Source organism: Nocardia cyriacigeorgica GUH-2 (genome assembly GCF_000284035.1).
GTDB classification, from domain to species: domain Bacteria; phylum Actinomycetota; class Actinomycetes; order Mycobacteriales; family Mycobacteriaceae; genus Nocardia; species Nocardia cyriacigeorgica_B.
On sequence record NC_016887.1, the window covers coordinates 4,491,211 to 4,505,995 of the forward strand.

11 protein-coding genes are annotated in these 14,785 nt (G+C 67.5%); 4 read left to right on the forward strand and 7 right to left on the reverse strand.

The window, feature by feature from the left end:
- The first annotated feature begins 144 nt into the window (after positions 1–144).
- From NOCYR_RS20330 to NOCYR_RS20340, 3 genes are all read left to right on the forward strand, one after another.
- A complete protein-coding gene (locus NOCYR_RS20330) occupies positions 145–1,026 on the forward strand; it encodes a dioxygenase (RefSeq protein ID WP_231856129.1) in 882 nt (293 codons plus the stop codon).
- A 285-nt stretch (positions 1,027–1,311) separates the two neighbouring features.
- A complete protein-coding gene (gene nrdF, locus NOCYR_RS20335) occupies positions 1,312–2,274 on the forward strand; it encodes a class 1b ribonucleoside-diphosphate reductase subunit beta (RefSeq protein ID WP_014352279.1) in 963 nt (320 codons plus the stop codon).
- A gap of 115 nt (positions 2,275–2,389) precedes the next feature.
- A complete protein-coding gene (locus NOCYR_RS20340) occupies positions 2,390–3,310 on the forward strand; it encodes a hypothetical protein (protein ID WP_014352280.1) in 921 nt (306 codons plus the stop codon).
- A gap of 16 nt (positions 3,311–3,326) precedes the next feature.
- On the opposite strand, the gene mgtE is transcribed toward NOCYR_RS20340, so the two are convergent.
- From mgtE to NOCYR_RS20375, 7 genes are all read right to left on the reverse strand, one after another.
- Positions 3,327–4,691 (reverse strand): magnesium transporter, encoded by a 1,365-nt coding sequence (gene mgtE, locus NOCYR_RS20345; RefSeq protein WP_014352281.1) that lies wholly within the window; start codon positions 4,689–4,691, stop codon positions 3,327–3,329.
- A gap of 519 nt (positions 4,692–5,210) precedes the next feature.
- Positions 5,211–9,533, reverse strand: a complete 4,323-nt coding sequence (eccCb, locus tag NOCYR_RS20350) for a type VII secretion protein EccCb (protein WP_014352282.1) — start codon at positions 9,531–9,533, stop codon at positions 5,211–5,213.
- Positions 9,526–9,882, reverse strand: coding sequence for a hypothetical protein (locus tag NOCYR_RS29770; protein ID WP_014352283.1), 357 nt, complete (start codon positions 9,880–9,882; stop codon positions 9,526–9,528). Before NOCYR_RS29770 ends, eccCb begins: the two co-directional genes overlap by 8 nt.
- A 131-nt stretch (positions 9,883–10,013) precedes the next feature.
- Positions 10,014–12,095: a class 1b ribonucleoside-diphosphate reductase subunit alpha gene (gene nrdE, locus NOCYR_RS20360; RefSeq protein ID WP_231856130.1), complete on the reverse strand. Its 2,082-nt coding sequence runs from the start codon at positions 12,093–12,095 to the stop codon at positions 10,014–10,016.
- A 62-nt stretch (positions 12,096–12,157) separates the two neighbouring features.
- Positions 12,158–12,634 carry a class Ib ribonucleoside-diphosphate reductase assembly flavoprotein NrdI gene (gene nrdI / locus NOCYR_RS20365; protein WP_014352285.1) on the reverse strand — a complete coding sequence of 159 codons (477 nt, stop codon included), beginning with the start codon at positions 12,632–12,634 and terminating at the stop codon, positions 12,158–12,160.
- A gap of 40 nt (positions 12,635–12,674) precedes the next feature.
- On the reverse strand, positions 12,675–12,905 hold the full coding sequence (locus NOCYR_RS20370) for a redoxin NrdH (protein ID WP_014352286.1): 231 nt from the start codon (positions 12,903–12,905) through the stop codon (positions 12,675–12,677).
- 490 nt (positions 12,906–13,395) lie between these two features.
- Positions 13,396–13,965: an NAD(P)H-dependent oxidoreductase gene (locus NOCYR_RS20375; RefSeq protein WP_014352287.1), complete on the reverse strand. Its 570-nt coding sequence runs from the start codon at positions 13,963–13,965 to the stop codon at positions 13,396–13,398.
- Positions 13,966–14,164: 199 nt separating this feature from the next.
- Here NOCYR_RS20375 and NOCYR_RS20380 point away from each other — a divergent pair, with 199 nt between their 5' ends.
- Complete coding sequence (locus NOCYR_RS20380; RefSeq protein ID WP_048834336.1) at positions 14,165–14,785, forward strand: TetR/AcrR family transcriptional regulator; 621 nt, start codon at positions 14,165–14,167, stop codon at positions 14,783–14,785.

Genomic DNA, 14,785 nt, shown 5'->3' on the forward strand with positions numbered 1-14,785 from the left:
CGCTCACAGCCAACTCCCAGCTGATGTCCAGCCGAGCCGCAGCCGCCGTCCCTAGCGTCGAACCCGACACGCTGGATCGAGGGAAGGATTGTCGTGGGCAAACGACACGAACACGACCTGGTGCTCGCGCATGATCTGCGGGTGATGTCGCGGCGGCGCGCGCTGTGGATGTTCGGCGCCGCCGCGGGCGCCGGTGCGGCCGCGGTGGCCGCCGGATGCGCGACCGACAGCGCCACCGAGGCCGCGACGACGAGCACCGCGGCCACCTCCACCGCCACGCCCGCCGCCGCACCGGCCGAAACCGCGGGCCCCTACCCCGGCGACGGCTCCAACGGCCCCAATGTGCTGATCGAATCCGGCGTCGTCCGCTCCGACATCACCGGCAGTTTCGGCGCCTACACCGGCGTCGCCGACGGCGTGCCGCTCACCATCGACCTCACCCTGCACGATCTGGCGAAGGGCACTCTCGGGGCGGGGATGGCACTGTATCTGTGGCACTGCGACCGCGAAGGCCGCTACTCGCTCTACAGCGAGGGCGTCACCGAACAGAACTACCTGCGCGGCGTCCAGGTCGCCGGCACCGACGGCAAGATCAGCTTCACCTCGATCTTCCCCGCCTGCTACGACGGCCGCTGGCCGCACCTGCACTTCGAGGTCTACGACACCCTCGAATCCGCCGTCGCCGGCGACAACGCCCGCCTCACCTCCCAGATCGCCCTGCCCCAGGACGTCTGCGAAGCCGTCTACGCCCACGACTCCGGCTACTCCGCCAGCATCCCGAATCTGTCTGCGGTCTCCCTGGATTCGGACATGGTCTTCGGCGACGGCTGGGACGCCGAACTGGCCACCGTCACCGGCACCCCCGCCACCGGCCTCACCGCCACCCTCACCATCGGCGTAGCCGAGAAATCCGCCAACACCTCCCCCGACAACGGCGCCCCCGCCGGCCCACCCCCAGGCGGCGGCACCGGCGCCCGCCCACCGGGCCCCCCACCCGGCGGCAGCCGCCCCCAACCCGGCAACTGAGGCGGGCGGCACCCCGGCGAAGCATCCCCACCTGCGGGTCCGGCAAATCCTTCGCGATCGTGCGCGACGCACCCGGCACCGCTGCACGCCCCGAGCCGGCGATGGCGGACAATGGGGCACACGGCAGCGGCCGCCACTGCTCCCCACCACATCGGTGAGCAGGGCCGCTCGACACAAGGTGTTGTGTTGCCAGGAGTTGTCACCCCCAAGGAGTAGTGTTCTGGGTGTAGGGAATTCCGTGACAGCAGCGTGCTCGGATGTGCGCGGGAAAGGCGTGGAGGCAGGATGAAACTGATCGATCGGGTGTCGGCCATCAACTGGAATCGGGTGCCCGACGAGAAGGATGCCGAGGTCTGGGACCGGCTGACCGGCAACTTCTGGCTGCCGGAGAAGGTGCCGGTGTCCAACGACATCCCGTCGTGGAACACCCTGACCGCCGACGAGAAGCAACTCACGATGCGGGTCTTCACCGGCCTCACCCTGCTCGACACCATTCAGGGCACGGTCGGCGCGGTGAGCCTGATCCCCGATGCGCTCACCCCGCACGAGGAGGCGGTGCTCACCAACATCGCGTTCATGGAATCGGTGCACGCGAAGAGCTACAGCTCGATCTTCTCCACACTGTGCTCCACCCGCGAGATCGATGACGCCTTCCGCTGGTCGGAGGAGAACCGCAACCTCCAGCGCAAGGCCGAGATCGTGCTGGATTACTACCGCGGCGACGAACCGCTCAAGCGCAAGGTGGCCTCCACGCTGCTGGAGAGCTTCCTGTTCTACTCCGGTTTCTACCTGCCGATGCACTGGTCCTCGCGGGCCAAGCTCACCAACACCGCCGACATGATCCGGCTGATCATCCGCGACGAGGCGGTGCACGGCTACTACATCGGCTACAAGTACCAGAAGGGCCTCGAGCAGGTCACCCAGGCCGAGCGCGACGAGCTCAAGAACTACACCTTCGAGCTGCTGTTCGAGCTCTACGACAACGAGGTCGAATACACCCAGGACCTCTACGACGAGGTCGGCCTCACCGAAGACGTCAAGAAGTTCCTGCGCTACAACGCCAACAAGGCGCTGATGAACCTCGGCTACGAGGGCCTGTTCCCGAAGGACGAGACCGAAGTCAATCCCGCGATCCTGTCGGCGCTCTCGCCCAACGCCGATGAGAACCACGACTTCTTCTCCGGTTCCGGATCCAGCTACGTCATCGGCAAGGCCGTCAATACCGAAGACGAAGACTGGGAGTTCTAGCCCCGGCACTGTTCTCGAGCCCGGCGGCCACGATTCGATCGCGGCGTCGGGCTCGAGTTATTTTGTCCGGTGACCGGTCCGGCTCGTGGGTCGGCGGGCACCCGAGGGAGTTTCGTTGTTGCGTCGCCTGGCGATCATTGCCGCAGTTGTGGTGGGCGGCGTCGGCTGTCAGCAGCAGAGCGCCTCCGCCCCGGTCGACGAGATCTGGTTCACCCCGGCGGTGTCGGAGGCGGAGGTTTCCGAAGTGTTCCAGCGGATTCGCAATGTCGATCCCTGTGCGCTGGTGCCTCGTTCGGCGCTGGAAGAGCACGGCACCGTCGACGAGGTGCGGATCGGCGGGCAGACCATCAACGGCTGCCGCGCCCGGCTCGACGCCGGCGGATCGGCGGTCGAGGCCGTCTGGTCACTGGCCTGGGCGCCGGCCGGCAGCGCGGTGGATGAGACCCGGCGCGTCGGTGAGGCCAAGGTCGAGGTCTTGTCACCGGAGGATCTGGGCTCCACCGCGGAGCCGAAACAGTGCTGGGTGACCGCCGAATTCCCGTCGATGACGCAGATCGCGCTGACCGTCGAGGCGCCCTCGCCGGTCGACACCTGCGCGGTCGGCAACGCGCTGATCGACACCGCGATCGAACAGCTGCCGGCCAGCCCCGGCTACGGCACCTCACCGGATTCGGTACGCACCGTCCTCACCGGCGCCGACCCGTGCGAGGCGCTGCCGAAACTGGCCGCCACGCCGCTGCCGGTGCACGACTATCAGGTCGCCCAGATCTGCCGCTTCGGCACCCCCGACGCACCGACGGCCATCGAATACGGCTACCAGACCGTGGACGAGATCGAGCACGACGAGACCATCACCGTCGACAAGCGCACGGTCTATGTCGGCCGGGTCGGCGGCGGCCAATTCATCGGCTACACCTTCGCGGTGGGCCAGGAGCTGCCCGGCGGCGCGCTGCCCGTCATCACCGTGCTCGGCAAGAACCAGCCGGAGGTCGAGCGGGCCCGCGATCAGCTGATGACGATGTATCCGCTGCCCTGATCGCGGGCTCCCCGGTTCAGATCCCGAGCACCAGCTTCGCGGTGGTGAAGTAGATGATCAGGCCGGTCGCGTCCACCAGCGTGGTCACCATCGGCGCCGACACCACCGCCGGGTCGATGCGCAGGCGCTTGGCCAGCAGCGGCATGGTGCCGCCGATGGTGGCGGCCCAGCCGCAGATCACGATAAGCGTGACGCCGACCACCACCGCGATGCGCGGTCCGACGAAGAACGCGCCGATCACCACACCCGCCCCGGCCAGCATGGCGCCGAGCACCAGACCCACCCGGCATTCCCGCCAGATCACCTTCAGCAGGTCACTGCCACGCACTTCGCCGACCGCGAGGGCACGCACACACGCGGTCGCGGCCTGCGCGCCGGCATTGCCGCCCGCGCCGATCAGCAGCGGAATGAACAGGGCCAGCTGGGCGGCCTGCTCGAGGGTGCCCTCGAAGAAGTCGGTCACGCTGACGGTGAGGGTCGCCGCCAGCAGCAACAGCAGCAGCCACAGCGCCCGGTAGCGGGCGAGCTGGAAGACGCCCGCGGCCATGTAGTGGCCTTCCCACGGCGAGGAGCCGGACTGCTTGGCGACGTCCTCGGTGTCGGCTGCCTCGATCACTTCCACCGCGTCGTCGAAGGTCAGCAGCCCGACCAGGCGATCCTCGCTGTCGACCACCGGCAGGTTGAGGTCGTTGGTCTCGCGCATCAACCGCGCGGCCTTCTCCGCGGAGTCGGTGGCGCGCACGAACGCCGGTTCGGTAACGACCAGATCGGCCACCATTGTTTCCGGGCTGCTGAGTACCAGTTCCCGCAATTCCACGATGCCGCGCAACCGGCGCCCGGTGTCGACGACCGGCAGGGTGTAGACGGTTTCGGCGCCGGAGCCCTTGAGCTGCACGGTGCGCAGCGCTTCGGCGACGGTCAGATTCCCCGGCAGCGCAACGACTTCCGGCGTCATGTACCGGCCGACCGAGCCCTCCGGGTAGCCCAGCAGGGCGGCGGTCATCCGGCGTTCGCGCGGGCTCAGCCCGGCCAGCGCCTTCTTGGCCACCTTGGCCGGCGCTTCGCGCAGCATGCGGGCCCGGTCGTCGGGCGCCATGGCCTCGACCAGCTCGCGGAAACTCTGATCCCGCATGCCTTGCAGGATCTGCTGCTGGTCGACCGGCTCGAGTTCTTCGAACACCGCCAGCGCGAGATCTTTGTCCAACAGCCGGAACGCCACACCCGCGCCGACGGCGTCCATGCGGGCGATCTCGTCGGCGATGACGTGCGGTGGGTGGGTGTCGAGCCAGTGCAGTGCGGCGTCGACGCGATGGCGTTCGACGACATCCTGCAAGGATTCCGACAGCGTGGGGCGCTCGTGGATCAGTTCGGTCTGCGACATGGCAAAGTCCTCGGCACAGCAGTGAGTTGGCGAGTGAATCGGAGAATCGACTTCACACCGCGGGCGCTCACGCCAGTCGCTACCGCCGGAAGAACGTGCTACCGGGAATGCGAAGGCGCGGCGCCGCGCGGCCTTCGACTGGGAGGTTCGCTGCGCATCGCAACACCACCTCCTCCGAAATCGCCGCCGCGTCACACCGCAGGCCGGACCCCTCTACCGGCGAACGGTCGCCCACCGGCTCTCATGCAAACGCATTCCCGTGCAGGATACATCCCATCAGTCCCACCCGCCCATCGACACGTCCCCCACCCGGCGTTTCGCCTCCCGGGCGTGTCGGTGATCTCCCATACGCGCCGCCCAGCCATCGTTCGGTTTCACACCGCGCTGGTCTGTCGGAATGTTGTTCGGGCTCGAATTGCGGCGGCTGACGGGGCCGCACGGCGCCTATGGGATCTGGTCAGAGCATGGCTGCTCGGTGTGCTCGCGGTGGCCGGGACACCCGGGTGAGGCGGCCCGGCCTCACAACTGCGGTAGATAGCTGATCTGCACCAGTTCCGGGGGGCGGGAGCGGGTGACGTAGGTGCCGCGGCCTGGGGGTTGGGGGGTGGGGCGGATGTTGGCGAGGAGGGTGCCCTCTTCGGGGGAACCGCTGAGGACCACGCCGTCGACGCCGAGGTCGCGCAGGCGGCCGAGGACGGGGTCGTGCAGGGCGAGGGTGGCGCCGGCGCCGGCGCGGGCGATGATCACGTGCAGGCCGATGTCGTGGCCGTGGGCGAGGTATTCGGCCAAGGGGGCGAGGGGGTTGCCGGTGGCGGCGGCGCAGACGCGTTCGTAGTCGTCGACGATGACGAACAGTTCCGGGCCCTGCCACCAGCTGCGTTCCCGCAGTTGCTGCGGGGAGATCTCCGGGCCCGCGCTGCGGTTGTCGATGAACTGCACGACCGAATCGACCGCCTCGGTGATCGCTTGCGGTGACGGCGCGTAGCGCGCGACCTGCGGCAGACCGGCCGAGAGGTCGAGCAGGCGGCGCGCCGGGTCGATGATGACGATGGCCGCCTCGTCCTCGGTGGCCGAGCGCCCGATCCCGTCGAGGATGTTGCCCAGCAGCGTGGTCTTCCCGGATTCGGCCTCACCGAACACCATCAGATGCGGTTGCTTCGCGAAATCCAGCACCAGCGGGGAAAGATCACTGGCCCGCAGCCCCACCACCACCTGCCGAGCGCTCTGCTCGATACCCTCGGCCTCCGCGATCGCCAGCACGTTCTCGCGGGCCACGCGCATCGGCAGCGCCCGCACCTCCGGTGCCCGCCGGCCCGGATACCGTTGTGCCAGCATGCGCGCCGAGGACAGCAGATCACCGCCCGACCCGCCCAACTGGGCCGGTGCCGCCAGCCGCGGCACGGCGATCATCATGGCCTTGATCGCCGCCCCGGCACGGATCACACCGCGTCCAGGAATGCTCGGAACCCGGGCGGCATCGTTCTTGTTGAACTCCGATTCGCTCGGATCGTCCAGGCGCAGTTCGAGTTTGGTGCCGAACCGTTCCCGGAAGGGCGGGCGCAGATGTGCCCAGCGCACCGCCGAGATGATGACGTGCACGCCGTAGCCGAGCCCGTCGGCGGTCAGGTCGATGAGTTGTTGTTCCAGGCCCTCGTCGTGGCGGCGGGCGTAGCCCCAGTCGTCGACGACGAGGAACACATCGCCGAAGTCCTCGGCCCGCACCGGATCCGACGCCATATCCCGCCGCCGGCGAAACTCCGCCATCGAACCGATGCCCAGTTCGGCGAAGCGGTATCGCCGGGCGGTGAGCACGGCCATCACCTCGGCGACGGTGCGCCGGATCCGGTCCGGCTCATGGCGTCCCACCACCGCACCCACGTGCGGAATCTGCTCCAGATCACCCAGCGTCCCACCGGTGTCGAGCACGTAGAACTGCACCTGTTCGGGAGTGTGGGTGGCCGCGGCGGACAGCACGATCGTCGCCAGCGCCGTCGATTTCCCGGCCCGCGTCCCGCCGACCACCGCGACGTTGCCGCCCTCACCGCCCAGCGACAGCACCAACGCCCGCTGCGCCTGCTCGAACGGATCGTCGACCACCCCGACCGGCAGTTCCAGCCTGCCGAATCCGCCGGGCGCCCATCGGTGGTCGCTGAGCAACTCCTGCACCGTCGCGGGTTCCGCCAGCGGTGGCAGCCAGATCCGGCGGGCCGGCTCACCGGCGGCCCGTACCTGCGCGACCAGCGAGTCCAGCAGTGTCCGCTGCACACCGCGCGTCTCGGGCTCCTGGTCGTGCCGCCGCTCCGGGCGGGCGAGGTAGGCCGTTTTGAACCGGATGGGCGCGGCGGCATCGGCTTTCAGGTAGGCGAAACCGGGCGTGCTCGGCAGTTCGTAGGCGTCGGGCACACCCAGCACCATCCGCGATTCGGCCGCGGAGAACATGCGCAGCCCGATCCGGAACGATAGATACGCCTCGAACGGCCCGAGCCGATAGCCTTCGAGCCGCGCCGACGACAACAGCAGATGCAGCCCGAGCGCCCGGCCACGGCGCGCGATCGCGACCAAGGTGTCGCCGAAATCCGGTTTCTGCGCGAGCAATTCGGTGAACTCGTCGATCACCAGCACCAGCGCGGGCAGCGGCGCGAGATCGCGACCACGGCGGCGCGCGGATTCGTAGGCGGCGATATCGGCGAAGTTGTGCCTGCGCAACATCTGCCTGCGGCGTTCGATCTCCCCCGCCAGCGTCGCCATCAGCCGATCCACCAGCGGCAACTCCGCGGCGAGCGCGTTGACCACCGCCGACACGTGCGGCAGCGGCCCGAGCCCGTCGAAGGTCTCGCTGCCGCGGAAGTCGACGAGCAGGAAGTTCACCGCCTCCGGCGGATGGGTGACGGCCAGCCCCAGCACGATGTCCTTGAGCAGCATCGACTTACCGGACCCGGCGGCGCCGACCACCAGCCCGTACTGCCCCATCCCCGATTCGCCGACCTGCTTCAGATCCAGCTCCACCGTCTCCCCCAGGTGGGTGACGCCGATCGGGATGCGCAGCCGCTCGTGTTTGGAACGATGCTGCCAGGCCACCTCGAGGTCGAGCCGGTCGTCGGCGCCGATCCCGAACAGGTCGGCGAAATCGACATTGCCGTCGAAGGACGGGCGCCGGGTCTCGCCGTCGGCCGGACGGGCCGGCCAGGCCGCCGCCACCCGGCTCACCAGTTCGGCGGCGCCGTCGGCCAGATCGGGCAGCACCATCTTGTCCGGTGGCAGCTCCCGCAGGTCGGGCATGGCGATGCGGAACGGACGCCCCCGATAGAGGGCCCAGCCGGGTCCGTCGGGCAGCCGCGCGGCCCGTTCGGCATGGATGCGCGATTCGTGCGGGCGATGCAACCGCAGCTCGATATGCGACGGCAGCAGATCGGCCAGCCAGTCCGGCGCCTCACTCCAGTCGCGCACGGTCGCCACCACATGCACGCCGTATTCCGGGCCGGCACTGGCCACTTGCCGCAGGATCGCCGCGAAATCCGGGATCTGCTCGCAGAAATCGCCCCACCGGTCCAGCAGCAGGAAGATGTCGGCGGCGGGCCCGCCGACCAGCACCGACCGCGCCGCGCGCAGACTGGCCGGTGAGTCGATGTTGTTGGCGCGGTACATCTTCTTGCGGGACCGGATCTCGGCGACGATGGTTTGCAGCAGCGACAGCACCTCTTCGGGTTCGTCGTCGCCCGCTACCCCGGCGATATGCGGCAGCGCCCCCATCGAGCCGAGCCGGTTGCTCGATTCCAGGACATAGATCTGCGCTTCATCGGGTGCGTGGGTGAGCGCCAGCGATCCGGTGAGCGTGCGCAGCAGCGTGCTCTTACCCGCGCCCGCGCGGCCGACCACGAGCAAGTTGCCATCCGGGCCCGCGAGATCGAGCCAGACCGTCTCCCCCGCCGCGCCGTCGGTCCGGCGCTCCTGCCCGACCGGCACCTTCAATCGCCCGGTGCCCCACCAGGCTTCGGCGCGCAGCCCGAGCGTGGCGTCCTGTTCGAGCCGTCCGAGCAGCCCACCGAGCTGCACCCGATCGCCCACCTCGACCGCGCCCGGATGCCTGCGCCGCACCTTGGCGATATACACCTCGTCCTTGAGCAGGCCGTAGTGATTCGGGGTCTGTCTGCTGGTGCGGCTGCGCACTTCGGCGAGGGTGTAGGTCCACAGGTCGTGGGCACTGATGCGGCCGCTGCCGTTGTCGGCCAGGCCGGTGCCGATGCCCTTGACCATGGCGGCGGTGAAGATCGACAGCGGCGCGGATTGATCGGCGCCGCCGCGCCCGTCCTCGGCGGTTTCCACCGCGCTGGTGGCGGTGAGCACGCAGATGCCCTCGCCGGCGGCGAGTTCCTGGCCGACGTCGTCGATGGTCGGGGTCGACTTCATCACATCGGCGCCGAGAAAGGCGCCGCTGTAACAACAGTCGAGCAGGATGACCTTGGCCGCGGCCGCGGAATCCTTGATCAGTTCCCGGATGAAGGTGGCCGAGATGCCGGTGCTCGACAGCAGTTGCGGATCGGTATTACTGGTGGCCAGGTAGAGATTCTGCCGGGTGCGCAGGCCGTGGCCGGAGAAGTAGAGCAGCACCACGTCGTCGGGTCCGGCGCCGCGGAACAGCCGTTCGATACTGCGCTCGATTTCGGCCTTGGATTCGTTGATCAGCAGGTCGGTGGGCCGGAACCCGCCGATTTCCGGGTCGCGCAACAACTCCCGCAGTTGCTCGGCATCGGAGACCGGCGCGTAGAGCCGTGACAGCCCGTCGAAGTGATAGGTGTCGTTGGCGATGAACAGCGCGATGCGTTGTCCGCCGGGGCTAGTCATTGCCGAGCAGGTCCAGCAGCCGATCGATCTGGTCGGCCGAAGCGCCGGTGAGGGTGAGCTCGTCGTCACCCTTCTTGATGGTGATCGAGCGCGCACCGGCCCGGTCGATGAACTTGGCGACGATATCGCGCACCAGCAGGGCGGCGGTGGCGAGCGCCCCGCCGGAGACGGCGAGCTGGCCGATCTGTTCGACCACACCGGATTTCGCGCCCTCGGGAGCTGACGCGGCCACCGCGCGCACCCGCACACCGCGAATCTCCTCGAGGTCGGCCCGCAGCTCACCGGTGACCTGATCGAGCCAATCCGGCCCACGGCGCCCGCCATCGATCACGAATACGACATCACCCATGGCCGCCACCCCTCGTGGTCACACACTCCCGATGCCACCACAATAGCCCCGGCCACCGACACCCCGCCCAAAAGAAGTGGCGCGGACCGGCATTCACCGGCCCACGCCAACTTCTCGGTGCGCGAAAGTGCCTACAACATGCAGCTGACGCAACCCTCCACCTCGGTGCCTTCCAGCGCCATCTGCCGCAGGCGGATGTAGTACAGAGTCTTGATGCCCTTGCGCCAGGCGTAGATCTGGGCGCGGTTGAGATCACGCGTCGTGGCGGTGTCCTTGAAGAACAGCGTCAGCGACAGGCCCTGGTCCACGTGCTGGGTGGCCGCGGCGTAGGTGTCGATGATCTTCTCGTAGCCGATTTCGTAGGCGTCCTCGTAGTACTCGAGGTTGTCGTTGGTCATGTAGGGCGCCGGGTAATAGACGCGCCCGATCTTGCCTTCCTTGCGGATCTCGATCTTCGACGCCACCGGGTGGATCGAGCTGGTGGAGTGGTTGATGTAGGAGATCGAGCCGGTGGGCGGCACGGCCTGCAGGTTCTGGTTGTAGATGCCGTGCTCCATGACCGAGGCCTTCAGCTCACGCCAGTCGTCCTGGGTGGGGATGTGCACGCCGGCGTCGGCGAACAGCTGACGCACCCGATCGGTCTTGGGCTCCCACACCTGGTCGGTGTACTTGTCGAAGTACTCGCCGCTGGCGTACTTCGATTCCGGGAAGCCGCCGAAGTAGCTGCCGCGCTCGATGGCGATCCGGTTCGACGCCCGGATCGCGTGGTAGACCACGGTGTAGAAGTAGATGTTGGTGAAGTCGATGCCTTCTTCGGACCCGTAGTGGATGCGCTCGCGCGCCAGGAAACCGTGCAGGTTCATCTGCCCGAGACCGATCGCGTGCGACTGGTTGTTGCCCTGCTCGATGGAGGGCACCGAGTAGATGTGGGTCTGGTCCGACACCGCCGTCAACGCGCGGATCGCGGTCTCGATGGTCTTGGCGAAGTCCGGCGAGTCCATCGTCTTGGCGATATTGAGCGAGCCGAGGTTGCAGGAGATGTCCTTGCCGACCTTCGAGTAGGACAGATCGTCGTTGAACTCCGACGGGGTGGAGACCTGCAGGATCTCCGAGCACAGGTTGGAGTGGGTGATCTTGCCGGCGATCGGGTTGGCCCGGTTCACCGTGTCCTCGAACATGATGTACGGGTAGCCGGATTCGAACTGCAGCTCGGCGATGGTCTGGAAGAACTCGCGCGCCTTGATCTTCGACTTGCGGATGCGCTTGTCGTCGACCATCTCGTAGTACTTCTCGGTGACGTCGATATCGGCGAACGGCTTGCCGTAGATGCGCTCCACGTCGTATGGCGAGAACAGGTACATGTCCTCGTTCTTCTTCGCCAGTTCGAAGGTGATGTCGGGGATCACCACACCGAGCGAGAGGGTCTTGATGCGGATCTTCTCGTCCGCGTTCTCCCGCTTGGTGTCGAGGAAGCGGTAGATGTCGGGGTGGTGCGCGTGCAGGTACACCGCGCCCGCGCCCTGCCGCGCGCCGAGCTGGTTGGCGTAGGAGAAGGAGTCCTCGAGCAGCTTCATGATCGGGATGACGCCGGAGGACTGGTTCTCGATCTTCTTGATCGGCGCGCCGTGCTCACGGATATTGCTGAGCAGCAACGCCACACCGCCGCCGCGCTTGGACAGCTGCAGGGCGGAGTTGATGGAGCGCCCGATGGACTCCATGTTGTCCTCGATGCGCAGCAGGAAGCACGAGACCGGCTCGCCGCGCTGCTTCTTGCCCGAGTTGAGGAAGGTGGGGGTGGCCGGCTGGAAGCGGCCGTCGATGATCTCCTCGACCAGTTCGCGGGCCAGCTGCTCGTCGCCGTCGGCCAGGGTCAGCGCGACCATGCATACGCGGTCCTCGAAACGCTCCAGGTAGCGCTTACCGTCGAAGGTCTTGAGCGTGTAGGAGGTGTAGTACTTGAACGCGCCGAGGAAGGTCGGGAACCGGAACTTCTTGGCGTAGGCCTGCTGGAACAGTCTCTTGATGAACTCGCGGCTGTACTTGTCCAGTACCTCGCGCTCGTAGTAGTTCTCCTCGATCAGATAGTCCAGCTTCTCGTCCAGGTTGTGGAAGAAGACGGTGTTCTGATTGACGTGCTGGAGGAAGTACTGGTGAGCCGCCTCGCGGTCCTTGTCGAACTGGATCTCGCCGTTCGGGCCGTACAGGTTCAGCATCGCGTTGAGGGCGTGGTAGTCGAGAACCTCGCCGCCCTCCGCGCCCCGGATCGGGGCCTGCTCTAGGCGGGCCGTCTTACCGGTCGGTGCTGTCGTTGTTGCTGCCAAAACAATCCCAATCCCTCTCGGACGCGCTCGACGTCCTCCGCGGTTCCCATGAGTTCGAAGCGATACAGGTACGGCACCCCGCATTTGCGCGAGATCACCTCGCCCGCATAGCAGAAGGTCTCGCCGAAGTTCGTGTTGCCGGCCGCGATGACCCCGCGCAGCAGGGCACGGTTGTGCGGATCGTTGAGGAACTTGGCGACCTGCCGCGGTACGAAGTCCTTATCGGACCGGTTCCCCCCGAGAACGTGCCGACCGCCCCCGTAGGTGGGGACGATCAGCACGTAGGGTTCGTCGACGCGCAGCGAATCGGCGGTGTGCAGTGGTATGCGAGTCGCCGGGAGACCCAGCTTCTCGACGAAACGATGTGTGTTCTCCGACGCGCTGGAGAAGTAGACCAGCGCGTTGCCCGAGGAGTCGGACGACTCGGCCATGGCCACCTCCCTCTCACATCGGAAGGACGGATGCGTCGGATCAGGCCGCGACGGCCAGCGACTTGATGCGGTCGGGCCGGAAACCGGACCAGTGCTCCTCGCCCGCGACGACCACGGGGGCCTGCAGGTAGCCCAGCGCCATGACGTAGTCACGCGCCTCGGCGTTCTCGGAGATGTCGATGACTTCGTAGTCCACCCCGGCCTTGTCGAGGGCCTTGTAGGTGGCATTGCACTGGACGCAAGCGGGCTTGGTGTACACGGTGATGGTCATTGATGATGTCCCTCTCTCCTATGCCTGATCCACAGCCGGTGATCCGTATGCAGTGCCTGTGACAGCAAGATCCTTCGTTGCTGCGCAAACTCCTGGATCTGGCCCGAAATCCCCTGCTCGGGCCGGTCCTCACTGGGTCGGGCTAGGTACTCTCGCTTGCCCCGCTCCAGTACCGAAGACACTACACCTAGTGGCCGACACTTTGGAACAACACGACATGTTGCGAGTCACAAGAATGAAATTTCGTCGCCGTAAGTCCCTGGACAGTCGATTCGCAAGCCGACACGACCGTGGCGCAGATCACAATTCGGCACTCCGGCGTTTCCCCAGCAAACACTCCCATCACGCCGGTCACAAGCGTCTCGGACGCCTCCTGCGCCTATCTCGCCCCATCGTCACCACCGGGCGAATGAGGACTCCCGGGCCGGAAAACGGCGGTGCCGCCCGCATCCGGTGAGGGATGCGGACGGCACCGTCGGCGGTCGAGCGATCAGGCCGATACGAGCTCATCTCGCGCCGCGCCGACCAGCTCGGTGATGGTGGCCGACAGTTCGGTCAGCGCCTCGGCGTCCTCGCGCGGATGCGCCGAACCGAACCGCTCGCCGATGGTGGCGAAGTGCAGATGCGCCGTCTCCACGACGCGCCCGCCCGCGATCCCGACCGACTTGACCGTGTCGCCGTGCGCCCAGCGCGCCGCGTTGGGACTGATGGAGGCGCTCACCACGGCGACCGGCTTGTCCTTGATGGCGCCGGCGCCGTAGGGCCGCGACAGCCAGTCGATCGCGTTCTTCAGCACGGCGGACAGGGTGCCGTTGTACTCCGGGGTCACCAGCAGCAGGCCGTCGGCCTCGGCCGCGGCGGCGCGCAGGGCCTGCGCGGCGGCAGGCACCGAACCCTCGACGTCGAGGTCCTCGTTGTAGAAGGGGATCTCGGCGAGGCCCTGGTGGATCGCGATCTCGACGCCGTCGGGTGCGATCTGCACCGCGGCCTCGGCGAGCTGGCGGTTGATCGAGCCGGCGCGGAGGCTGCCGACGAGGGTGAGGATGCGGGTCTGGCTCATGGCTTTCTCCTGGTCTACTGGTAGCGACTGCCGATGTAAGCTATGGGTTGATAACCGGACCACGGTCCGAATAATTCCTACCGGAGTAGGCGTGCCACCAGTGAGCTACAACACCTCTGTGCCCGAACCCCTCACACCCGGTACTCCCCTGCCCGCCGACCGCCCCGGCGTCCCGGCCCGCGCCGGCGAGGCCCGGCCGCTGCTCAGCATCGGCGCGCCGTTACCCGGCACCGCCGAACCCACCGAGCGCGCCGACGCCGCCCGCAACCGTCAGCTGCTGCTCGACGCGGCCCAGCAGCTGGTGCGTGAACACGGCGTGGACGGGCTCACCATGGACGCGGTGGCCAAGCGCGCCGGTGTCGGCAAGGGGACCGTGTTCCGCCGCTTCGGCAACCGGACCGGACTGATGCTGGCCCTGCTCGACCACTCCGAACGCAAATTCCAGGAGGCGTTCATGTTCGGGCCGCCGCCGCTGGGCCCGGGCGCTTCGGCCGTCGAGCGGCTGGTGGAGTTCGGGCGGGCGCGGCTGCTCGATATCGAGGTCGAGGGCGAACTGCACCGGGCCGCGGAGATGGGCCCGCCCGGCGCACGCTACAGCGGACTGCCCTACAACCTGCTCAAAACCCATGTCGCGATGCTGCTGCGGGAAGCCGCCACCCCCGGCGACATCCCGCTGCTGGCCGATTCGCTGCTCGCCGCGTTGAGCGCGGCGCTGGTGCTGCACCAGATCCGGGCCCAGGGCTACACCAGGGACCAAATCGGCGATCACTGGGAAGGTCTCGTTCGGCGTGTGGCAGGGCCGGTGCCGCCAGTAGAGTGA

What these genes read in the sequence shown, in the direction of transcription:
- nrdF (WP_014352279.1), top strand. Translation starts at nt 1,312, where the DNA reads ATGAAACTGATCGATCGGGTGTCGGCCATCAACTGGAATCGGGTGCCC.
- NOCYR_RS20330 (WP_231856129.1), top strand. Translation starts at nt 145, where the DNA reads ATGTCGCGGCGGCGCGCGCTGTGGATGTTCGGCGCCGCCGCGGGCGCC.
- NOCYR_RS29770 (WP_014352283.1), bottom strand. Translation starts at nt 9,882, where the DNA reads ATGGGTGATGTCGTATTCGTGATCGATGGCGGGCGCCGTGGGCCGGAT.
- nrdI (WP_014352285.1), bottom strand. Translation starts at nt 12,634, where the DNA reads ATGGCCGAGTCGTCCGACTCCTCGGGCAACGCGCTGGTCTACTTCTCC.
- NOCYR_RS20375 (WP_014352287.1), bottom strand. Translation starts at nt 13,965, where the DNA reads ATGAGCCAGACCCGCATCCTCACCCTCGTCGGCAGCCTCCGCGCCGGC.
- NOCYR_RS20370 (WP_014352286.1), bottom strand. Translation starts at nt 12,905, where the DNA reads ATGACCATCACCGTGTACACCAAGCCCGCTTGCGTCCAGTGCAATGCC.
- mgtE (WP_014352281.1), bottom strand. Translation starts at nt 4,691, where the DNA reads ATGTCGCAGACCGAACTGATCCACGAGCGCCCCACGCTGTCGGAATCC.
- nrdE (WP_231856130.1), bottom strand. Translation starts at nt 12,095, where the DNA reads ATGCTGAACCTGTACGGCCCGAACGGCGAGATCCAGTTCGACAAGGAC.
- eccCb (WP_014352282.1), bottom strand. Translation starts at nt 9,533, where the DNA reads ATGACTAGCCCCGGCGGACAACGCATCGCGCTGTTCATCGCCAACGAC.